This is a genomic window from Sorangium sp. So ce176 (assembly GCF_051519835.1).
Taxonomy (GTDB): Bacteria; Myxococcota_A; Polyangia; order Polyangiales; family Polyangiaceae; genus Sorangium; species Sorangium cellulosum_G.
In genome coordinates this window covers 820,970-842,134 of the sequence record NZ_CP150371.1, presented here as the reverse complement: position 1 = coordinate 842,134, position 21,165 = coordinate 820,970, and the positions used below count along the sequence as shown (strand labels likewise).

Sequence of the window (21,165 nt, the reverse complement as noted above, 5' to 3'; positions counted from 1 at the left end):
GAGCCTACACCCCCCTGCCCGCGCTTTCGCTTCTCGAGGAGACCGCGCGATGACGCTTTCGCTCGCCATCTGGATCGTCACGGCCCTCGCCGCCTTCGCGGCCATGGAGGGGTGGGCCGCTTTCCTTCACGGCAAGGTCTGGCACCACGCCCTCTGGAGCATCCACCGCTCCCACCACGCGAAGCGGCGCGGCCTGTTCGAGCGGAACGACGCGCTCTCGTTCCTCCACGCCCCGGTGGCCACCGGGCTCATCCTGTACGGCTGCATGGGCGCGCCGGGCCCGCTGCGCGAGGCCGCCTTCGGGTTCGGCCTCGGCATGACGGCCTTCGGCGCCGCCTACGTCCTCGTCCACGACGGGCTCGTCCACCGGCGGCTCCCTGTCTCGGGCCTCGCGCGCGTCCCCTACCTCGCGCGCGTCCGCGACGCGCACCGCGTCCACCACAGCACCGGCGGCCCGCCGTACGGCCTGTTCCTCGGGCCCCTCGTCCTCGCGCGGCGCGCGGCGGGCGCGGAGCCCGCCCCCTCTCCCGGCGCCGCGACCGCTTCGCCCGCCCGCGCGGCGACCGCCGCGGCCCGTCAGCGGGCCCGGTAGAGCTCCCGCGCGAGCCCCGCGCCCCAGCGGCCGATGGCCCGGAGCGGCAGCGCGCTCACCACCTCGCGGTACACCTCGGGCCGCCGCGCCGCCGTCTCCCTCAGGAACCTCACGAAATCGGCCGGCTGCATCTCGTCGCGCAGCAGCGCCGCGTAGGTGTCGTTTCCCATCGCGTGGAGCACGGCGAACGCCGTGTTGAGCAGCGCGTTCATCTCCCCTGCCCTCGCCCCGCCCGCGGGCCTCGCCATGAGCGCCGCGAGCGCGCCCGTGCCCGAGTGCACCGGCGCGTCGTGCGCCGTGCTCGGCGCGCCCGGGTCCTCGACCGCCCGCGCCAGATCCGCGGCCGTCGCCACGAGCTCGCGCACGCTCGCGCCGAAGCCGCAGAACGTCAGCGGCGAGTGACGCGCCGCCGCGTCCCCCACGAGCCGCACCCGCCGCCCCGGCGCGCGCGGCGCCGCCGACAGCCGCGACCAGCCCGGGATGAACCCGAACGTCGGCCGGACGAGCCGCGCGTCGCCCTCCTTGTACCGCGAGAGCAGCCGGAAGAACCGCGCGTACAGCGACAGGAGCGCGCCCGGCCCGACGTCCCCGGAGCGCGCGTAATAGAAGAGGTAGACCGTCGTCTCGCCCCGCCGCCCCGGGAACGCCTCCCAGAGGTGCTGCCTGCCCTCCTCGACGTCCTCCGTTGTCGCGAGGATCTCGCCCACGTCGGGCCGGATCTGCCGCTCGCCGTCGCCCTCCTCGAGCCCCGCGAGCACGCCGCCGACCGTGGGGCAGACAAGGTCCGCTGTCGCGTACGGGCTCGCCGCGCCCCGCGCGTCGACGAGGATCCGCGCGGAAAGCGCGCGCGGCGCCGCGCCCGGCCGCGCCTCGGCCACGGCGAGCCCCACAGCGTCCGGCCCCTCCGCGTGCCCGACGAGCGCGTGCCCGTCGAGCAGCGCGACCCCGAGCGCCTCGGCCCGCGCCCGCGCCGCCTCGAGCAGCGCGCCCGCGTCGATCGCGTGATCGAGCACGCCGCGCACCGGGTACGTCCCGCCGCCGTGCCAGCGGCACAGCCCCTCGGCGTAGCGGGCGACGACGAGCCGCTCGACCTCGGCCCGCGCGAAGAGCCCCGACGCCGACAGCGCGTCCACCTCGGCCGTCCCAGCGTTCCACTCGCGGTGCGCCGCGCCGATCCGCGCCCGGTCGAGCACCGCGACGCGCAGCCCCGCCGACGCGAGCAGCGGCGCGAGCAGCAGCGACAGCCCGCCGCCCGCGATCACCACGTCGTGGTCGACGGCCGCGCCCCGATCGGGCGCCCGCGCCGCCGCGCCCTGCGGCGGCGCGCCGGGCGACGCGGCCCGCGCCGCGTCGAGGTGCTCCAGCCGCGCGAGCAGCGCCTCGCCGCCCGCCTCGCGCACGCGCCCGCGCGCCGCGTCGAGCTCCCGCGCCGAGGCGGCCTGCGGGCTGACGGCCCCGGCCCTCATCGCGCCGCCTCCAGGAGGAAGCGGACCTCGTCGAGCGGCGGCGCCGCGCCGTGCTCGCGCTCCTCCGCCGGCGCCGCGGGCCTGCCGACGAGCGCCCGCAGCACGAGCCACCCCTTGCGGCCGGGCGACACCACCGCGCGCGTCGACACGGAGTCGAAGCCGCGGCGCGCGATCTCGCGCCCGATGTCCGCGTAGATGAGCCGCGCCGCCTGGATCGCGGCGCGGCAGTCGCGCGGCAGCATCGGGATGCCGGCGCCCGCGCGGCGGTAGAGCACCTCCGCCTCGGCGAGCAGCCGCGCCACGACCCGCCCCAGCCGGTCGTCGAACGCCGGCCGCTCGAGCCAGCGGTCCGGATCGATCCCGGCCTCGCGCATCCACGCGAGCGGCAGGTAGACGCGCCCGCGCCGCGCGTCCTCCCCGATGTCGCGCGCGATGTTCGTGAGCTGCATGGCGACGCCCAGGTCGCACGCCCGCGCGAGCGCGTCGGGCCCCCGCGCCCCCATGAGCGCCGACATCGTCGCGCCCACGGCGCCCGCGACGCGCGCCGCGTAGGCGTTCAGCTCGGAGAGCGTCTCGTAGCGGCGCCCCTCCGCGTCCCACGCGAACCCCTCGAGCAGCGCGTCGATGAACGCGCGCGGCAGCGCGTGCTCCGCCATGACGTGCGCGAGCGCCCTGTCGACGGGGCTGTCGTCCGGGGCGCCCGCCGCCGCGCGCGCGAGCCGCTCGCGCAGCGCCGCGACCGCGGCCGCGGCCGCGGCCGGCGGGGCGTGCTCGCCGAGCTCGTCGACAGCGTCGTCGGCGACCCGGCAGAACGCGTAGAACGCCGACGCCGGCTCCCGCACGCGCGCCGGCAAGAGGAGCGCCGCGGCGGCGAAGCTCTTCGACCCCTTGCGCAGGAGCGCCTTGCACGCGGCGAAGTCCGCCGCTGACGGCTCAGAGGAACTTCGATGCATCCGGGACCACCTGATCCAGCACGCGGGCCGACGAGAGCACCCCGGGCAGACCGGCCCCCGGGTGCGTCCCTGCCCCAACGAGGTAGAGGTGCTCGACGTCCTCGCTCGCGTTGTGCGGCCGGAAGAAGGCGCTCTGCGTGAGCACCGGCTCCGGCCCGAACGCCGCGCCGCGGAACGACAGCAGCCGGTCCTGGAAGTCCTGCGGCGTGAGCAGCCGCGAGCTCGCCAGCGCGCCCTCGAGCCCCGGCACGAGCGTCGCCTCGAGCAGCGCCGCGATCGAGCGCCGGTAGCGCTCCTGGGTGGCGGGCCAGTCCGTGCCGCTGAGCAGGTTCGGCACCGGCGACAGCACGTAGAACGCGTCGCAGCCGGGCGGCGCGAGGGCCGGATCGGTCGCTGTCGGGCGGTGCAGGTACAGGCTGAAGTCGTCCGCGAGCACGTGCCTCTGGAAGATGTCCTCGAGCAGCGCCTTGTACCGCGGGCCGAGGAGGATCGTGTGGTGCGCGACGTCCGGGTACTGCCGGCGCGTCCCGAAGTACCACACGAAGAGGCTCATCGAGTAGCGCTGCCGCTCGATGCGCCTGTCGGTCCAGCGCTTGCGCGCCTCGGGCGGCACGAGGTGCCGGTACGTCCACGCCGAGTCCGCGTTCGACACGACGACGTCCGCCGCCATCCGCTCCCCCGACGCGAGCTCCACGCCGCGGGCGCGGCCGCCCTCGACGGCGATGCGCCGCACCTCGGCGCCGCACCGGACCGATCCGCCGAGCCCCTCGATGAGCGACACGAGCCCGCGCACAAGGGCGCCCGTGCCGCCGATCGGGAAGTGCACGCCCCAGTTGCGCTCCAGGAACGCGATCAGGCTGTAGATCGAGGTGGTCGAGAACGGGTTCCCGCCGACGAGCAGCGGGTGGAAGCTCAGCACCTGGCGCAGGCGGTCGTCCTTCACGTGCTTCGCGACGAGCCCGTACACGGTCCTGTAGCTCTCGAGCCGCACCATGTCCGGCACGATGCGCGCCATGTCCTTCCACGACCCGAACGGCACGTGCGCGAGCTCCTCGAACCCCACGCGGAAGATCGCCTCGCTCGTCTTGACGAAGCGCTCGTAGCCCTCGACGTCGCCGGGTGACAGGCGCGCGACCTCGGCGCGCATCGCGGCGGCGTCGCCCGTGTAGTCGAAGGTCGCGCCGTCGTGGAAGCGGATCCGGTAGAACGGCGTCACCGGCCGCAGGTCGACGTCGTCGGCCAGGCTGCGCCCGCAGAGCTGCCAGAGCTCCTCGAAGAGGAACGGCGCCGTGATCACGGTCGGCCCCGCGTCGAAGGTGAAGCCGTCCTGGCGGTGCACGTACGCGCGCCCGCCCGGCTCATCGAGCTTCTCGACGACGGTGACCTCGTAGCCCCGCACCCCGAGCCGCACGGCCGCCGCGAGCCCCCCGAAGCCGCTCCCGATCACGACGGCGCGCGGCCTCCCCTGGCGGCCTCCCGCCGGCCGCCGCGCGGGCAGGGAGGCGGCCCCGTCGCCTCCCGCCGGAGATCCGGGCCGCTCTGGATGCGCCGAAGAAGCGCTGGTGTTCTGCATGGCGCCGAGTATAATGTTTGTCCCAGCCTTTGACAAAGGCGAAAGTATCGTCCCAAGTTGGTCTGCCTGGGCCTCGCTGCCCGTCGGTCCGGCGCTTCGTGCCGGCGGGGTCGGCTGCGGCTCGCCGGCCTTTAACAGGGTTGTCCAGTTGAGCCGCTACAGAATTCATGCCGTCTCGAAGATGTGTGGCGTGTCGTCGGCGACGCTGCGCGCGTGGGAGCGCCGTTACGGCGTGCCGTCCCCGGCGCGCACGGCGTCGGCGTACCGCCTCTACAGCGAGGACGACGTCGCGCTGATCAAGAAGATGCGCGACTACGTGAACGGCGGCATGGCGGCCGCCGAGGCGGCGCGCATGGTGATCGAGACGGCGGCGCCTCAGCCGCCGGTGTACACGAACGGCGGGGACGTCTTCGCGGGCGCGAGCGAGCGCATCGTCGACGCCGCGCTCCGGTTCGATCCGGACGGCCTCGAGGCCGAGGTGAACCGCGCGCTCTCGCTGGGCCCCGCGGTGACGATCTTCGAGCGCGCGCTCGGCCCGGCGCTCGAGCGCATCGGCGATCTCTGGCACGAGGGGAAGATCACTGTCGCGCAGGAGCACCTCGCGTCGCAGGTGCTCGGCGCCACGCTGCTGCACCTCCTTCGGCTCGCGCAGCCGGGCGAGAGCGGGCGGCGCGTCCTGCTCGCCGCCTTCGCCGACGAGGACCACGTGCTCGGGCTGTTCGGCATCGGCCTGCGCTTCTGCGCGTGGGGTTTCCGCTCGGTCGTGCTCGGCCCGCGGACCCCGCCCGCCGCGATCGCGCGCGCTGTCGAGTCGCTCTCGCCGGAGATCGTCGCGCTGACGGTGGCGATCCCGCCGCCGCCGCCGGCCGCGCGCGAGCTTGTCGACGCGTACGCGGACGCGTGCCGGGACGCCGCGTGGATCGTGGGCGGCGCGGGCGCGGAGGCGCTCCGGCCGTTCATCGAGGCGCGCGGCGGCCTGGTGGCGTCCACCGAGGTCTCGGAGGTGCGCGCGCAGGTCGAGTCCGCGCTGCTCTCGCGCCGGCGCCGCAAGGACGCGAGCTGAGCGCGCCGCGCGGGCGCGCGCCGCGTCGGCCGCGCGCCCGCGCACGCCGCGGTCAGCCCTCGACTTCCTTGCGGAGCAGCTCGAGCAGCTTCCTCTGCGCCTCAGGCTTGAGCTTGCCCTCGGCCGCGAAGAGCACCTGGCCGTTCTTGCCGACGAGGATGACGTTGCTGATGCCGCGGCGGAGCCGGTAGGCCGTGCGGAAGGCGCCGTCCCAGTCGCAGTAGATGGTCGCGCCGACCTTCCTCGACTCCTCGCGGATGGCGTCCTTCACGAACCCCTTCACCGGCCAGAAGTCGTACGAGCTCACGTCGGCGACCGCCGCGAGGGCGATGGTCTTGCGGTAGCGGTCGCCCTTCGCGAGCTTGGCGAGCGCGTCCTTGAACGCCTGGTTCTGCGTCGCCGAGTCCTTGTCCTCGTACACGATGAGGATCGGCTTGCCCCGGAGGGCCTTGAGCTGGAGCTCGCGGCCGTCGGCGTCCTCGAGGCGCGCGTTCGGCGCCCGGTCGCCCTCGGACGGCAGCGCCAGCGCGGCCCCCGAGATCAGCGCCAGCGACAGCGCTGCGGCGGAGGCGGCCGAGAGGAGGCGGGCGGGCCACGAGCGGCGGGAGAAGGACGGGCGGTTCTTCATGTCCATGGTTTGTACCATTCTTCGGCAACTTATCCCAGGGTTGTTCAACGTGGATCGTACCATCCGGCGGGCGCCGTTGTAGAGCTCGTTGGGCGCTCTGGCGGCCGGGGGTGTCCCTGGAAGCTCTCTCCCTGGGGGCTCCCGAGGAGTCCTCGGGGGTTCTCCGGATGAGATCGCCGGGGCTTCCTTGGCGGCATTCCGGTGCTGTTTCCGGCCCGTCTGTCACGGGGCAGGGCGGCTGGCCCGGCTCTTGACACTCCGGGCGCCGTGCAAAGATTGGGCGGTGCGAAGAGACCGGCTCCTGGAGCCAAGGTCCCGTAACGCTACAATAAATCGGCCGTCGCGAGCAGGGTGACGGCGCCGTGGGCGAGGCCCCGGCGCGCGCCGCGCGCGGGGGTCACGGAGGAGTCGCCATGCTGAACCGTTACACGGATTTCGATCGCACGTTCGCCATGATGGATGAGCTTCGTCGGCGCATGGACCGGGTGTTCGAGGACTATGACGCCCCGCGCGCGTCGCTCCGCGGCGAGTTCGACCAGTCGCCCCGGTACACGCCTGGCCCGCGGATTCACCTGTTCGACACGGGCAGCGCCCTTGTCGTCAAGGCCGATCTCCCTGGGCTGACGGAGAAGGATGTCCAGATCTCGCTGAACCAGGACGTCCTGACCGTGAGCGGCGAGCGCAAGTCGGACGCGCCGGAGGGTTACCTCGTTCACCGCAAGGAGCGGGGCGCGGTGCGCTTCAGCCGGAGCTTCACGCTGCCGAGCAAGGTCGACCCCGAGAAGACCTCTGCGGTCCTCAAGAACGGCGTGCTGACGCTCACGCTGAGCAAGGCCGCCGAGGCGCAGCCGCGGCAGATCACGGTGACCGCTCGCTGAGGGATCGTGGGTTCGACGGAGTCGAAGGAGAGAAGAGAAGGGTAGCGATACCGCGAAGAGCGGATCTGGAATGTACCGAGGAAGGAGCGATGACGATGAGCACCGATCGCAATTTGACCAACCGTGCCGAGAATACCCCTGAGAAGATCCAGCAGCGCCCTGCGGTGCCCCCGGCTGTCGACATCTACGAGAGCGCCGAGGAGCTCCTCGTCGTGGCGGATCTCCCGGGGGTGACGCAGGATCACCTGGCGATCCGGCTGGAGAAGGGCGAGCTGAGCTTCGAGGGCCGGCGCACCGATGCGGCCGAGCGCGAGCGGAGCGCGGACAACCTGCCTGATTTTCGTCGGAGCTTCGTGGTCCCGCAGGGCATCGACTCGGACAAGATCGCCGCGGAGCTCCAGGCCGGCGTCCTGCGGATCCACCTGCCGAAGAGCGCCGCGCTCAAGCCCCGTCAGATCCCGATCAGCGCGAGCTGACGTGGCGGGCCGACCACCGAGGCACCGCGTCGCGGGCGACCGGCGGCCCTCCGGAAGGGCCCGGCGCAGCGCGCGGTGCCTGACGCGTGATCGACGAGCCCTCTGGGCTGCAGGGGGCGGCATCGGCTACGGTTCCCGCGTGCCTATCCTGCGTCGTCCTCTCCCCTCCATCCCCTCCATCGCCATGACGGCGCTGCTCGTCTCCGGCTGCGGCACGCTGCTCGGCCTCGACGAGTTCACCGACGCCGCGGCCCCCGGCTCCGGCGGGGCCGGGGGCGGCGACGCGGCGCCTTGCGAGCGGGGCGACACGCGGCCGTGTTACGAGGGCGCGAGCGAGACCGAGGGCGTCGGCCTCTGCGCGCCCGGCACGCAGACCTGCGGCGGAGATGGGATGTGGGGCGCGTGCGAGGAGCAGGCGCTCCCGAGCGAGGAGGACTGCAACCAGCGGGGCGACGAGGACTGCGACGGCGTGGGCTGCAGCGACGTCGCGTGGGCGCGGATCTTCGGCGGGGGGTCCTTTCAGATGGCAATGTCGGTGGCGATCAGCCCGAGGGGGGATCGCATCGCGATGGCCGGCGTTTATCGGGACGAGCTCAACTTCGGCCCGGATGCGACGACGGCTCTGCCCGAACAGCCTCGTGGTGGCGCTTTCCTCGCCGTGTTCGATCGCGAAGGCAACTATGTGTACAGTCGCGGGGTGCCGACCGGAGGGGACAGCGCTGCCACGGTGGCACTGGATGCGGAGAGCAATGTGCTGTTCGCGACCAGGTACGCGGGCACCGTGAACCTCGGCGGCGATGATCTCCCGGCCGAGGGTACCAGCGACATGCTGGTCGCCAAGCTCGACGCGGACGGCGGTCACGTGTGGAGCAAGCGGTTCGGCGGCCCGGAGGGCTACATAACACCGATTGACGTGACTGTGACACCGGACGGCGACGCCGTGATTGCCGGGATCTTCAGCGGCGCCGTGGCCTTCGGCGACCCGGCGTTCGAGACCGCCGAGGGCCCGGATATGGATGGCTTTCTGGTGCGCTTGAGCGGTGAGGACGGCGACCCTGTATACAGCGTCCGTATCGGGGACCGCGCGGGCTCTCCGCCGGGCGAACAGTGGTGTAAAGGTGTCGGGGTTGATGCGATGGGTCGCGCGGTGGTCGCTGGCACATTCGTGAGCTCGGTCGACCTCGGCGCTGGCCACACCCATCAGTCGTCCAGCATGGAGCCGTCCGGCTGGGTGGCCCAGTACGACGCCAATGGAATGCTGATCTGGAACACAGCCTTCACCCACGGCGACGGCAGCATGGTCGAGATCGGTGGCGTCGACGTGGATCCTGCAGGCAATGCCGGTATTGTTGGACTCTTCTCCGGCACGGTCAGATTCGTGGGCACGAACGACTCAGTGGATGTGACGCGCGAGACGACCCGCGCTGACGATATCGATCTGTTCGTCGTCCGCCTGACAGCGACCGGTTCTCACTCATGGTCGAAGCAGCTCGGAGACGCGACCGATCAGAGCTGGGATATGCCGCTCCAGGGCATCGCGCTCGACACCGAGGGCGAGCTCGTCTTCGCCGGTGGTTTCCGCGGAAAGGTGGATTTCGGCGGCGGGGAGCTTACCGCCAACGACACCGACTGGTTCATCGCCAAGTTCGATGCCTCGGGAACTCACCGGTGGAGTCACCGTTACGGAAGCGGTTCAGCGTTCCAAGGGGCGATGTCCGCGGCGATCCATCCGGAAACGCGCGAGATCGTCGTCGCAGGCACCAGCGACGGCGCGATCGACATGGTGGATCCCCCGCTGATGACCGATCGTGCCAGCGTGGTATTGGCGCGGATGTCCCCCTGAGCGCGTCGCTCAAGCCCATCCGACCCGGATCGGATGGGCCGACATGCTTTTGAGGATCAATCGTCCCCGTTTGGGTTGCCTTCGACCTTCAGCTCCCATCTCGCGTCCTCGCCGCACGCGGTGCCCTCCACGTGACGCACCTCGAGGACGAACCAGGTGCCGTCTTCCTGCCCCCCCACATCGTCCCAGATGGTCATGAACGACTCGGGCGTACCCTGGGCTCTCACACCGGACACGAAGCAGTCCGGCGCAGCAATTCCGAGCATACCTTGGTAGACAATAAGGTCGAAGTTCATCCCCGGCGGGGAGGTGAGCGTGGCCCTGAAGCTCTCGGTGCCGTTAAACAATCTTACCTGTGGGTCGTCGGCGACATAGACCTTGAACCACTCCGACGTGGTTCCCGTCACCGTCCACGACTCGGCGCCCTCGTCGCCCGAGACCCTACCGATATTCTCTGCGCCAGCGCAGGTGTTCGGCGCCGCATGGTCGCATTCGGCCACCGCTCCCCCGCCCCCGCCCGCGCTGCCAAGGCCCTCGCCGCTCCCGTCCTCACCACCCTCGCCCCCGGCGCCGCCGGCTCCGGCGGAGCTCACGCTCGAGCTGGAACTAGAGCTCGCGCTGGAGCTCGAGCTCGCCGACGCGTCCCTCCCTCCAGCGCCGCCCTCTCCACGGCCGTTGCTTCCGCCTCCGCCGGCCTGCTCCTCGTACCCGGGCAGCAGATCGTCGGTGCCGTTGGCGCACGCGGCGGGCGTGAGCAGGAGCGCGGGAACCAGGAGCAGCCGTCCGGGCGTGTGCATTGACAGGATTCTATCTGGTCTCGCGAGAGCGGTCCAAGGAAGCCACGTGGGCAGCGTGAGATATCGTGGCGATCTGCATCACGACCACGTAATGCCCAGGCCAGCCGAGTTTCATTCATTACGATAAGCCTGATTTTCCGAGGAAGCGACCGGACACGGCGCTGTCCAGCGCGACCGACGGCAACGTCATCGACACACGTCTGGAACTCGGCACCTCCCCAGTCCCGGTCGACATGCCGTCTCGCCTCCGGGCTCACGTCCGCCCGTCCAGCGAGCGCCGGCCCTGCGCCCCGGCCCATCCTGCACCGCATCGCCGTCCCCCTCCCCCCGCCCCGCGCGCCGCCTCGCCCCCGCCTGCCCAGCCCGCTCCGGCGCTTCCGCGCCGTCCCGCGTTCCGATAGGCTCGCCGTCGCTGACGCTCAAGCCCGCCCTCGACGCCCTGCTCTCGCTGCGCGCGAAGACGCTGCTGGCGATCACCGCCACGCTGCTCGGGCTCAGCTTTGCCCTGTACGGCGTTTCCTCGCGGGCGCTCCTCGCCAACTCGATGGCCGCCGAGGCCCAGGACACGCGCCGCACCGCGCAGGTCGCGCTCAACCTCTTCCAGCAGGCCAGCCGCGACTTCAACGCCCGCTGGACCGACTGGAGCCAGTGGGACGACGCGTACGCGTTCGTGCAGGACGGCAATCAGGACTTCGTCCGCTCCAACCTCGTCGCCGAGCTCTTCGACATCGCCCGGATCGACCTCGCCATCTTCGCGGACGCGGACGGAACCCCCGTGTACAGCACGGGGTACGATCACGGCACGAAGCGCTGGGCGCCGGTCCCGCGGGGCATCGCGGAGCGCCTCCGCATCGGCGATCTCCTGTTCGCGCGCGACGCGCCGACCAGCGCCGTCCGCGGCGGCATCGTCCTCCTGCCGGACGGGCCGATGCTCCTCTGCTCCCAGCCGAGCGTCGGCAGCGCCGGCCGCGGGCCGGTCGCCGGCACCGTCACGTTCGGTCGCTTCCTGACCGACGCCGAGATCCAGCGGCTCGCCGAGCCGGCCGGCCTCTCGCTCGCCGTGCGCCGCCTCGACGACCCCGACCTGCCCGCCGATTTCCGCGAGGCGCGCGCCGCCCTCGAAGGCCGCGGCCCCACCGTCGTCCGGCCCCTCAGCGAGGACCGGATCGCCGGCTATACAGTCCTCGACGATATCGACGGCCATCCGGCGCTGATCGTGCGCGTCGACAACGACAGGGCGATCCTCAGGATGGGCAACGACACGCTGCGCTATCTCGTCCTCGTGACGGTGCTCGTCGGCCTTGTCTTCGGCGGCGTCACGCTGCTGCTCCTCGAGAAGCTGGTCCTCTACAGGCTCGCCCGCCTCAGCAGGGAGGTCACGGCGATCGGCGGCGTCGGCGACCTCTCCGCGCGGGTCGCGATGCCGGGGAACGACGAGCTGTCGCGCCTCACCGGATCGATCAACGGCATGCTCACCGCGCTCGAGGTGAACGCCCGCCGGCAGAGCCAGCAGAAGGCGGCGCTCGAGCAGGCGAAGGCGGCGGCGGAGCAGGCCCACGCGCGCTCGGACCGGCTCCTCCTCAACATCCTGCCGAGGTCGATCGCCGAGCAGCTCAAGGAGCACGAGCGGCTCATCGCCGAGCACTTCGAGGAGGTGACAATCCTCTTCGCGGACATCGCGAGCTTCACCCCGCTCGCCGCCCGGCTCAACCCGACGGAGCTCGTCGGCCTGCTCAACCGGATGTTCTCCTCGTTCGATCAGCTCGCCGAGCAGCACGGCCTGGAGAAGATCAAGACCATCGGAGACGCCTACATGGTCGTCGGCGGGCTGCCTGTGCAGCGCCCCGACCACGCGCGGGCGATCGCGCAGATGGCCCTCGCGATGACGGACACCGTTCGCCGGTTCCTGGCCGATAACGGCGAGCCCTTCCGGCTCAGGATCGGCATCAACACCGGGCCTGTCATCGCCGGCGTGATCGGCAAGAAGAAGTTCAGCTACGACCTCTGGGGCGACGCGGTGAACGTGGCGAGCCGCATGGAGTCGAGCGGAGAGCCGGGGCGCATCCAGGTGAGCGAGGCGAGCTATGCCCTGCTCGATCGGGACTTCGTCCTCGAGGAGCGAGGCCTCGTGGCGATCAAGGGCAAGGGCGCGATGAAGACGTATTGGCTCATCGGCGAGAAGACACCGCAGTAGCGCGGCCCGGCGTCAGCGCGGCGTGAGCGCGGCGCGCGCCCGAGGCCATGATTGACAAGGCCGGGCGGGCGTGCAATGGCTGCGCCCCCGCCCGATGTCAGACCAGGAGCGACGCGCCCTCATGGACAAGCAGGCCTCGACCGAGACGACGCTTCTTCCCGTCACCGTCCGCGAACCGGGCCCCGGAGAGGACCGCGACGAGCTCGTGCGCCTCCTGTTCGGCGACGCCGCCGCGCCGGCCAGGCGGCCCGAGGAGTACGAGGCGCGCTATCCCCGGCGCGCGCTGCCCAAGGGCGCGATGGTCACCCGGTTCGCGCCGAGCCCCACCGGGTTCATGCACATCGGCGGCGTCTTCGTGTCGCTCATCAACAAGCGGCTCTCCGTCCAGAGCGAGGGCGTCTTCTTCCTCCGCATCGAGGACACCGACGTGAAGCGCGCCATCCCCGGCGCGATCGACACCATCGTCGACTCGCTCGCGCGCTATGACCTCTCCCCTCACGAGGGCGTGCTCCGCGCGCCGGCAAAGGAGGGAGGAGCGGCGCGGGGCGAGTTCGTTCAGCAGGGCGACTACGGCCCTTATGTCCAGACGGAGCGGGTCGCCATCTACCGGGATTACGCGATCGACCTCATCCGCCGCGGCTTCGCCTACCCCTGCTTCTGCACGGTCGAGGAGCTCGACGCCATCCGGCAGGAGCAGGAAGCGCTCCAGAAGAAGGCCGTCCAGGAGCAGAAGGCGCTCCAGGAGAAGGGCGTACAGGACCAGAGGGCCGTCGCGATCAAGACCGGGTACTACGGCCGCTGGGCGAAGTGGCGCGACGCGCCGCTCGCCCGGGTGAAGGAGGCGCTCGCGGGCGGCACCCCGTTCGTGCTCCGGCTGCGCGCCCCGGACGACGTCTCTGGCCGGGTCGAGTGGAAGGACGGCGTGAAGGGCGTCATCTCGATGCCCGTCAACGATCTCGACACCATCCTCCTCAAGTCGGACGGCATCCCGACCTACCACTTCGCCCACGCCGTCGACGATCACCTGATGCGGACGACGCACGTCATCCGCGGCGACGAGTGGATCTCGTCGATGCCTCTCCACCTGCAGCTCTTCCGCGTGCTCGGGTTCAGGCCGGTCGAGTACGCCCACGTCCCGCCGATCCAGAAGCTCGATCGCGTCGAGGAGGCGGACCCGGAGACGGGCGAGACGAAGGTCTCGGACGCGCGGCGCAAGCTGAGCAAGCGCAAGGACCCGGAGGCGAACATCGAGTATTACCGGGAGATCGGCGTCCCGGAGACGGCCACGATCGAGTACCTGCTCAACATCGCCAACTCCGCGTTCGAGGACTGGCGCAAGGCGAACGCCGACAAGCCCTATACCGCCTTCCCCCTCAAGCTGAACAAGCTCGCCCCCGGCGGCGCCCTGAGCGACCTGGTCAAGCTGAAGAGCGTCAGCCAGGCGGTCGTGAGCCGGATGAGCGCCGAGGACGTCTACGCCCAGGGCCTCGACTGGGCGAGGGCGTACGACGCCGAGCTCGCCGCGCTGATGGAGCGAGATCCGGAGTACACGAAGCGCGCGCTCGGCATCGAGCGAGGCGGCAAGAAGTCGAACAAGCGCATCGTCACGTGGCCCGACCTGCGCCCCCAGCTCTTCTTCTTCTTCGACGAGCTCTACGGCCGCGTCGAGACGTTCGATTTCCCCGAGAACGTCCCGGAGGGCGACCGCAAGCCGCTGCTCCGGCAGATGCTCGACACCTTCGATCCGGCCGACGCGAAGGAGGCGTGGTTCGAGAAGATCCGGCAGGTCGCGGTGGCCGCCGGCTACGCCGGCGAGGTGAAGCAGTACAAGGCCTCTCCCGAGGCGTTCAAGGGCCATGTCGGCGACGTCTCGATGCTGCTCCGGGTCGCCGTCTGCGGGACGCGCAACAGCCCCGACCTGACCGAGGTCATGGCGGTGCTCGGTGAGCCGCGCGTGCGGGCGCGCATCGCGCGCTTCTTCTGAGGCGGGGCGCGGCGTGACGGGCCCGGAGGCCGCGCGCCCAGGGCGCGGGCCGCGGCGGCTCCCCGGCCCGCGGCGACGGCGGCAGGGGGCGCGATGACCGAGGTGTGCCGGTTCGCGCCCTCGACGACGGGGCCTGCCCACCTCGGCACGCTCGCCGCGGCGCTGCTCTGCTGGCTCGACGCGCGGTCGCGCGGCGCGCGGCTCGTCCTGCGGCTGGAGGACCTCGACCCCGACCGCTGCCGGCCCGAGTTCGCGCGCGCCATCGAGGAGGATCTCGCGTGGCTGGGGCTCGACTTCGACGAGCGCGTCGAGCAGCACGCCCGGCGGGCGCACCACGAGGCGGCCATGGACAGGCTGGAGGCGCTCGGCGCGCTGTACCCCTGCGCCGCGACGCGCGAGGAGGTGCGCGCGATCGGCAGGCGCGCGCCCGACGGCGGCTGGGCGTACGACAACCGCGCGCGCGGCCGCGCGCTGCCGCCCGGCGGGTGGCGCGCGAGCGTCGAGCCGATCCGGGCGCGGCTGCCCGACGGCGTGTTCCGGCCCGTGGACGAGGGCGGGCTCGACCTCTCGCAGGATCCGGCGCTCGCGATGGGCGACCCCGTTGTGCGCCGGCGCGACGGCGCGTTCTCGTACCAGCTCGCGGTGGTGGTCGACGACGGCGCGGCGGGCGTCACGCGCGTCGTCCGGGGGCGCGACATCGCGCCGAGCACCGCGACGCAGGCGGCGCTCCAGGCGCTGCTCGGGCTGCCTGCGCCTGTCTACAGGCACCACCTGCTCCTCCTGGAAGAGCGCGGCGGCAAGCTCGCGAAGACGCACGGGTCGGCGCGCGGGGCGGCGCTCACCCGGAGCGCGGAGGCGCTCTGCGGGGCGCTCGCGTGCTGCGTCGGCCTGCGCGATCGGCCGGAGCCGTGCACGCCGGCGGAGCTGCTCCGGGAGTTCGGCTGGGCGAAGGTCGCGACGGCGGACCGGGTCGTGCGGTGGAGCGACGGGGCGCTCGCGGTGACGCCGGTCCCCTGAGCCGAGGAACAGAGAGGAAGAGAGGACGAGAGGAAGAGAGGAACCGACAGGAGCGGAGACGCGAGCTCCGCCCGCGCCGGGCGCGGATCAGGCGGGGAACGGCAAGGCGCCGAGCCCCAGCAGCGGGAACAGCGTCACGATCGCGCTCGGCCGCGGCAGATCGTCGTCATCGTCGTCATCGTCGCGCCGGCCGTCACGCCCGCGGCGGGAGCGGGCTCCGAACATCGTCCAGGCGCGCCGCGCCTGCTCGGCGAGATCGCGCGCTCGTCTCGGAGTTGTATCGCTTCCAGGGGGCATCATGTGGGGCCGCCGCTTACCATAGGAGCAGGCCGGCGCGCCAGCATTCTGCGCGGGGCCGCGCGAGCGTCACGGCGCTGAAGCACCGTTCGCCGCGAAACGCGCTTCCCATGGATCGAAACAGTCCCACTGGTTTCAAACACACCCGGTGGAACTGCGTCCCTGGCAGCCCGCGCTGGAATGCGCCATGAACGGCGCGCGGACCTGTTCATGGCCAACGCCCCCAGCGCTCTGGAACCGTCATCGCCCATCGCCGCCTTCCAGTCCCGCGACTTTCGCGTCTACGCAGCGGCCCGCCTGCTCGCCACGATGGCGTACCAGATGCAGTCGGTCGCTGTGGGGTTCCAGGTCTACGACCTCACGCGCGATCCGCTCGCGCTCGGCTACGTGGGGCTCGCGCAGTTCCTGCCGATCGCGGGGCTGTCCCTCGCCGCGGGGCACACGGCCGATCGCTTCGACCGGCGCGGGATCCTCGCCATCTGCTACTTCACCTCGTCGCTCGCCGCGCTGGCGCTCTTCCTCCTCGCGCGCTCGCCGGCCCCGGATCTGTCGGCCATCTATGCCGTCCTCGCGCTCCTCGGCACGGTGCGCGCCTTCCAGGGGCCGGCGGGCGCGTCGCTCCTGCCCGCGCTCGTGCCGGCGGCGCACTTCCAGAACGCGGCGACGTGGCAGTCGACGCTCTGGCAGGTCGGGGCGATCGGCGGGCCGAGCCTGGGCGGGCTGCTCTACGGCGCCTGGCGAGCGCCCGCGCCCGTCTACATGGCCGCGAGCCTCGCGCTCGCCGCGGCGTGCGCCAGCCTCCTGGCCGTGCGGGCGCGCACCGGCCGCATGGAGAAGCGACCGCCGTCGCTCGCCACGGCGCTCGCGGGGCTGCGCTACGTCTACCGGAAGAAGATCCTCCTCGCGTCCATCTCGCTCGATTTCGTGGCCGTCTTCCTGGGCGGCGCGGTCGCCCTGCTGCCCATCTACGCGACCGACGTGCTGCACGTCGGCCCGCAGGGGTTCGGCGTGCTGCGCGCCGCGCCCGCCGCCGGGGCGGGGCTCATGGCCGTGGTCCTCGCGTTCCGGCCGATCCGGCGCCGCGCCGGGCGGAAGATGCTCTTCTGCGTCGGGCTGTTCGGGCTCGCCACGGTCGTGTTCGGGCTCTCGCGCAGCTTCCCGCTCTCGCTCATCGCGCTCACCGTGATCGGCGCCACCGACATGGTCAGCGTCGTCGTGCGAATGACCCTGGAGCAGCTCGCCACCCCTCCCGAGATGCGCGGCCGCGTGAGCGCCGTGAACATGGTGTTCGTCGGCGCCTCGAACGAGCTCGGAGAGCTCGAGTCAGGCACCCTCGCGAGGCTCGTCGGGACGGTCCCCACCGTGATCCTCGGCGGCCTTGGGACGATGGCCGTCGTGCTGCTCTGGGGGTGGCTGTTCCCCGAGCTGCGCGAGGTGGACCGGCTCGAGGACACGCGCGCGACCTCCGAAGAAGACGCCGCCGACAAGGCGTGACGAGCGCGGCGCCGGGGCAGCCAGCCCGCCCGCCCCGGAGCGCGCAGCGCGCCGCCGCTCCGGGCTCGATGAGGGCGAGTCGTCCCGGGCGCTCCGAGGCAACGAATCCATGTGCGATCCCTCGCGGAGAGCGCGCGAGACGACTCGAGTGCGGAATCGAGCGCGAAAATAATTGCGCACCGCGTACTACCGTCCGCACGATTGGCAGTTTGACGAGGACGTTATAATGCAAGCAGAGCGTGCGCACAATCGCACAATGCACGACGATAATCCAGTCAAGCTGTCTGAATCGCTTGACGCAGGGAGAGACCGGGACCTTCCATATGCCATGGATGCACTCATCGCGTGGGCTGTCGGCATCATGGTCACATGGGCCCCGCCCGGAACGAGCCTAATCAAGGACGCGATCGAGACGCCCGAGGCGGGCCGCGCGCGCTATCACGAGATCGCGAGCGCGGCGGCGAAGGTGGCGTATGATCCCGAGTCGAAGCCGCTCTTCGGCGGCCCGCGCGGGCGAGCAGAGACGATGGCGCTGCTCCTGTCGATCGCGTATTACGAGAGCGGCTACCGGCGCGACGTCGATCTCGGCCTCGGCAAGCTCTCGCGCGGCTCGGGGGTCGACTCCTGCCTGCTCCAGGTGCGCGTCGGCGCCGGCAAGACCCGGGAGGGGTGGTCGCACGAGGATCTCGTCGGGGACCGCGAGAAATGCTTCCGCGCCGGGCTCGCGCTGATCCGGAAATCGTTCGGGGCGTGCCGCAAGCAGGACGCGCGCGACCGGCTGAGCGCCTACACGCGCGGCAGGTGTGTCGTCAACGACAAGCACTCGAGAGCACGCATCGGACGCGCGTTGAAGGTCCCCCGCGCGCCGATGACGGACGAGCAGGTGCTCGCCTCGATGGTCAAGCCCGCCCCCGCCGCTCCGCAGAGCGCGCCCTCGGCAGCAGGGAACGACAGCTAGAGCGCCGATCAGCTTGAAACACCCAGGGATGAAGAGATTTGAACCACAGAGGCACAGAGGACACAGAGGAACAACAAAAAAAACTCTGTGCCCTCTGTGCCCTCTGTGGTTCGTTGTCTCGGGGTTTCAGCCTGTTGGGTGTCCTGGCGCTGCTGCGGGAAGCTGCCCCGGATCAGCGGAACGACCGCCAAGGTGCCAAGTCCTCCGGGCGCGCCCTGCAGGAGAGTTGGATCGTCGGTTGGACATGGAGGAGAGCTGCTGTAGAGTCCGCGCGACCACCGGAGGACGAGGATGAAGCTCATCTACTTTGCAGTGCGCGGGAGAGCGGAGATCGCCAGGCTCATGATGGAGCTCTGCGGCGTGCCCTATGACGACGAGCGCGTGTCTCTGGAGAGCTGGGTGCAGCCGGGCACCCAGGAGCGCTTCCTGCAGTGTACGCCGTTCGGGCAGCTCCCCGTGCTGCACGACGGGAAGCTCACCGTCTGCCAGTCGCAGGCGATCAACCGCTACCTGGCGCGCAAGCTGAAGCTCGACGGCGACACGCCCGAGGAGGCCGCGCGCATCGACGAGGTCGTCGAGACGGCGTCCGAGCTGCTCCTGGACGTGGGCGCGCTCCTCTGGAACCCGCGATTCCACGAGATCCGCGCCGACCACCGCGGCGCCAGCGTGAAGAAGCTGGACCGGCTGGAGGCCTATTTCCTCCGGACGCGCGCCGACGCCGAGCACTGGATCGCCCCGGGACGCACCACCCTGGCCGACGTCGCCATGGCGTTCGCCCTCGAGACCCTCCTGCCCGTGCACACCGGCCTCGTGACGGAGTACCCGGAGCTGCATCGGGCGATGACCGCGTTCTTCGGGGCCGGCGGCGTGCGCGAGTACGTGCGCAGCGCCCGGCGCCCCCTCACGTGGACCATCGCCATGGCCGCGTTCGGCGGGAGGCCGGAAGAAACGCACCAGTGGACCGACTGACGACCGGCGAGCCGCCGCGCAGGGAGGCCCCGTGCGCGTCCCCGGGGCTCACCGCCCGCCCGACAGACCGCCTGGCGCAGGCGCGGCTCAGCCGCGGATCAGGGCCATGGCCGCCTCGGCGGTGAGATAGCTCTTGCTCTTCATCCCGAGGCGGACGGATGAAAGGCTCACCTCGCTCTCGCCCTGGATCGCGGCGATCGTCAGCGCGTTGTGGCAGAAGATGTTGATGAGCTTCGGGCTGCCGCTGCTCCTCGCGTGCAGGAGCTGCTGTGACGCGATGTCGAGGTTGATCCCCCGCCCGCTCCCCCCGACCGAGCGCATCCTGAAGTCGATGTACTCGATCATCTCCTGCTGCGTCATGCCGGGGAGCAGGAGAGACTGCGCGCCCGAGTAGAGCTCGCGCGGCACGCCGTTCGACGCGAGGGTCGCCGGGAGATCGGGGGCGCCCACCAGGATCATCGACAGCCTGCCCGGGGGGGCGGTGCGCAGGATGTCATGGAGCTCCATCAGGAGATCGTGATCGTCCGGATCGACGCCGTCGACGACGAGGACGGCGATCGCGTCCAGCCCGGCGCGCTGGAGCACCTGCCCGAGGAACGTGTCGAGGAGCTCCTGCTGGGTCATGGTGGGCAACACGTTCCCCACCCCGAGCTGCCGGCACAGCGCCACGAGCGGCCGCGTCCCGAAGAGGAGCTGCGGCTCGATCGAGGAGACCTGGATGCGAGGCACCTTGTTCTTGATCATCTCGCACACGAACGTCCGGCCGCTCCCCGGCTCGCCCACGAGGATCGCCGGGCGCTGCCCGGCCACGATCTGCGACGCCAGCGTCCGGAGGACCCAGGCATACGGGCCCGCGTCCCAGAAGAAGCTCGGCTGCCGGATGTCGCTGAACGGATACCCGGTCAGCCCGAAGTGGTTGCGGTAGCTGTACTGGCCGGTGAAGTGCCCGATCGCGGTCGAGCTGTTCACCAGGATCGTGCCTGTCGGCGTGGCGGACGCGCTCTTGGTCGGCAGCGAGACGTGGCTTATCCGCGTGTCGGAGAGATCCATCGTGGAGGAGCCCAGGCTCGGCCGGTGCGCCTCCGGCAGCTCCCGCGGCCGGACGCTGCTGCGCCGGAGCATGAGCATGTCGTCGAGGAACGCCACGATGTGGGCGGCGGACGGCCGCTCCTGGGGCCGCTTCGACATGCAGCGGCGGAGGAGCTCCGCGAGGAGCGGATCGATGTCCGGCATCGACAGCTTCGGATCCGGGACGGGCGCGTGGCAGTGCGCGTGGAAGCAGCCGGCGAGGTCCCTCGCCGAGAACGGCGTCCTGCCCACGAGCAGGTGATAGAAGGTGCAGCCGAGGCTGTAGATGTCGGACGGGGGCGCGATCTCCTGCCCGGTCCACTGCTCCGGGCTCATGTAGAAGGGCGTCCCCTCCAGCGTGCGGGCGGCGGCGCTGCTCCCGAGCGGGCCGCTCCCCGGGTGGGACGCCAGGCCGAAGTCGGCGATCTTCAGCGTCCCCGACGCGTTGAGCAGGAGGTTCGCGGGCTTGACGTCGCGGTGGGAGATGCCGAACGACGCCGCGAGCTCCAGCGCCGCCGCGGCCTCGCGCATCTTCTCGATCCCGAACTGCTCCGGCAGGCGGCCGCCGTGCTGCTTGGCCGCCTGGGCCATGGTCAGGCCGTGGACGTACTCCATGGCGATGTAGCGGACGTCCTCGTCCTCGCCGACCTGGAAGATCTGCACAACGTTCGGGTGGAGGAGGCGCGCCGCCGCGCGCGCCTCGCGCAGGAAGCGGTCGCGCCGCTCGGGATCGGTGTCCGCGCTCCCCTTCGCGATCAGCTTCACGGCGACGTCGCGCTGGAGGACGCTGTCCCTGGCGAGGTACACGGCGCCCATCGCGCCGATCCCGAGCAGCTGAACGAGCTGGAATGGTCCCAGCCACTGTCCCGCCAGGTGGTTCAGCGTCGGCGCAGGATCCGCGATCATCGGACTTTC

At 71.5% G+C, this 21,165-nt stretch carries 18 protein-coding genes; 11 read left to right on the top strand and 7 right to left on the bottom strand.

The features are described from left to right. Positions 1 to 49 precede the first annotated feature (49 nt). Entirely contained in the window at positions 50 to 592 is a 543-nt protein-coding gene (locus WMF42_RS03170; protein ID WP_437690077.1) for a beta-carotene hydroxylase, read from the top strand. Here the strand turns inward: WMF42_RS03170 and WMF42_RS03165 are convergent. The 3 genes from WMF42_RS03165 to crtI are packed head-to-tail and all read right to left on the bottom strand — an operon-like array spanning position 577 to position 4,584. After that, positions 577 to 2,058: a lycopene cyclase gene (locus WMF42_RS03165; protein ID WP_437690076.1), complete on the bottom strand. Its 1,482-nt coding sequence runs from the start codon at positions 2,056 to 2,058 to the stop codon at positions 577 to 579. The two genes, WMF42_RS03170 and WMF42_RS03165, sit on opposite strands and share 16 nt — an antisense overlap. Next, on the bottom strand, positions 2,055 to 3,011 hold the full coding sequence (locus WMF42_RS03160) for a phytoene/squalene synthase family protein (protein ID WP_437690074.1): 957 nt from the start codon (positions 3,009 to 3,011) through the stop codon (positions 2,055 to 2,057). Before WMF42_RS03160 ends, WMF42_RS03165 begins: the two co-directional genes overlap by 4 nt. Continuing rightward, positions 2,992 to 4,584, bottom strand: coding sequence for a phytoene desaturase family protein (crtI, locus tag WMF42_RS03155; RefSeq protein ID WP_437690072.1), 1,593 nt, complete (start codon positions 4,582 to 4,584; stop codon positions 2,992 to 2,994). The genes WMF42_RS03160 and crtI overlap by 20 nt, the downstream gene beginning before the upstream one ends. A gap of 181 nt (positions 4,585 to 4,765) precedes the next feature. Between crtI and WMF42_RS03150 the strand changes: the two genes are divergently transcribed. Continuing rightward, positions 4,766 to 5,647 (top strand): MerR family transcriptional regulator, encoded by an 882-nt coding sequence (locus WMF42_RS03150; protein ID WP_434048834.1) that lies wholly within the window; start codon positions 4,766 to 4,768, stop codon positions 5,645 to 5,647. A 52-nt stretch (positions 5,648 to 5,699) separates the two neighbouring features. Here WMF42_RS03150 and WMF42_RS03145 read toward each other — a convergent pair whose 3' ends face one another. Continuing rightward, a complete protein-coding gene (locus WMF42_RS03145) occupies positions 5,700 to 6,281 on the bottom strand; it encodes a YtfJ family protein (RefSeq protein ID WP_061610099.1) in 582 nt (193 codons plus the stop codon). A gap of 407 nt (positions 6,282 to 6,688) precedes the next feature. Here WMF42_RS03145 and WMF42_RS03140 point away from each other — a divergent pair, with 407 nt between their 5' ends. The 3 genes from WMF42_RS03140 to WMF42_RS03130 all read left to right on the top strand — a co-directional run bounded on the left by WMF42_RS03140 (position 6,689) and on the right by WMF42_RS03130 (position 9,472). Next, the gene (locus WMF42_RS03140) at positions 6,689 to 7,153 is read left to right on the top strand and encodes an Hsp20/alpha crystallin family protein (RefSeq protein ID WP_437690070.1); all 465 of its coding nucleotides are present in this window, start codon (positions 6,689 to 6,691) and stop codon (positions 7,151 to 7,153) included. A gap of 95 nt (positions 7,154 to 7,248) precedes the next feature. Further along, complete coding sequence (locus WMF42_RS03135) at positions 7,249 to 7,629, top strand: Hsp20/alpha crystallin family protein (protein ID WP_437690068.1); 381 nt, start codon at positions 7,249 to 7,251, stop codon at positions 7,627 to 7,629. A gap of 184 nt (positions 7,630 to 7,813) precedes the next feature. After that, a complete protein-coding gene (locus tag WMF42_RS03130) occupies positions 7,814 to 9,472 on the top strand; it encodes a hypothetical protein (protein WP_437690066.1) in 1,659 nt (552 codons plus the stop codon). 56 nt (positions 9,473 to 9,528) lie between these two features. Here WMF42_RS03130 and WMF42_RS03125 read toward each other — a convergent pair whose 3' ends face one another. Continuing rightward, on the bottom strand, positions 9,529 to 10,269 hold the full coding sequence (locus tag WMF42_RS03125; protein ID WP_437690064.1) for a hypothetical protein: 741 nt from the start codon (positions 10,267 to 10,269) through the stop codon (positions 9,529 to 9,531). 544 nt (positions 10,270 to 10,813) lie between these two features. On the opposite strand from WMF42_RS03125, the gene WMF42_RS03120 reads away from it, so the two are divergent. The 3 genes from WMF42_RS03120 (at position 10,814) to WMF42_RS03110 (ending at position 15,464) form a co-directional block, all read left to right on the top strand. Continuing rightward, positions 10,814 to 12,463, top strand: a complete 1,650-nt coding sequence (locus WMF42_RS03120; RefSeq protein WP_437690062.1) for an adenylate/guanylate cyclase domain-containing protein — start codon at positions 10,814 to 10,816, stop codon at positions 12,461 to 12,463. 121 nt (positions 12,464 to 12,584) lie between these two features. After that, positions 12,585 to 14,447, top strand: coding sequence for a glutamate--tRNA ligase (locus WMF42_RS03115; RefSeq protein ID WP_437690061.1), 1,863 nt, complete (start codon positions 12,585 to 12,587; stop codon positions 14,445 to 14,447). A 93-nt stretch (positions 14,448 to 14,540) separates the two neighbouring features. Continuing rightward, positions 14,541 to 15,464: a glutamate--tRNA ligase family protein gene (locus WMF42_RS03110; protein WP_434045432.1), complete on the top strand. Its 924-nt coding sequence runs from the start codon at positions 14,541 to 14,543 to the stop codon at positions 15,462 to 15,464. A gap of 87 nt (positions 15,465 to 15,551) precedes the next feature. On the opposite strand, the gene WMF42_RS03105 is transcribed toward WMF42_RS03110, so the two are convergent. After that, on the bottom strand, positions 15,552 to 15,689 hold the full coding sequence (locus tag WMF42_RS03105) for a hypothetical protein (RefSeq protein WP_155798645.1): 138 nt from the start codon (positions 15,687 to 15,689) through the stop codon (positions 15,552 to 15,554). Between the two features lie 282 nt (positions 15,690 to 15,971). On the opposite strand from WMF42_RS03105, the gene WMF42_RS03100 reads away from it, so the two are divergent. From WMF42_RS03100 to WMF42_RS03090, 3 genes are all read left to right on the top strand, one after another. Continuing rightward, complete coding sequence (locus tag WMF42_RS03100; RefSeq protein WP_155798644.1) at positions 15,972 to 17,255, top strand: MFS transporter; 1,284 nt, start codon at positions 15,972 to 15,974, stop codon at positions 17,253 to 17,255. A 328-nt stretch (positions 17,256 to 17,583) separates the two neighbouring features. Continuing rightward, positions 17,584 to 18,213: a hypothetical protein gene (locus WMF42_RS03095; RefSeq protein WP_437690058.1), complete on the top strand. Its 630-nt coding sequence runs from the start codon at positions 17,584 to 17,586 to the stop codon at positions 18,211 to 18,213. Between the two features lie 291 nt (positions 18,214 to 18,504). Further along, the gene (locus tag WMF42_RS03090) at positions 18,505 to 19,182 is read left to right on the top strand and encodes a glutathione S-transferase family protein (protein ID WP_437690056.1); all 678 of its coding nucleotides are present in this window, start codon (positions 18,505 to 18,507) and stop codon (positions 19,180 to 19,182) included. A gap of 87 nt (positions 19,183 to 19,269) precedes the next feature. Here WMF42_RS03090 and WMF42_RS03085 read toward each other — a convergent pair whose 3' ends face one another. Next, a complete protein-coding gene (locus WMF42_RS03085) occupies positions 19,270 to 21,156 on the bottom strand; it encodes a protein kinase domain-containing protein (protein WP_434045428.1) in 1,887 nt (628 codons plus the stop codon). Positions 21,157 to 21,165: the final 9 nt, after the last annotated feature.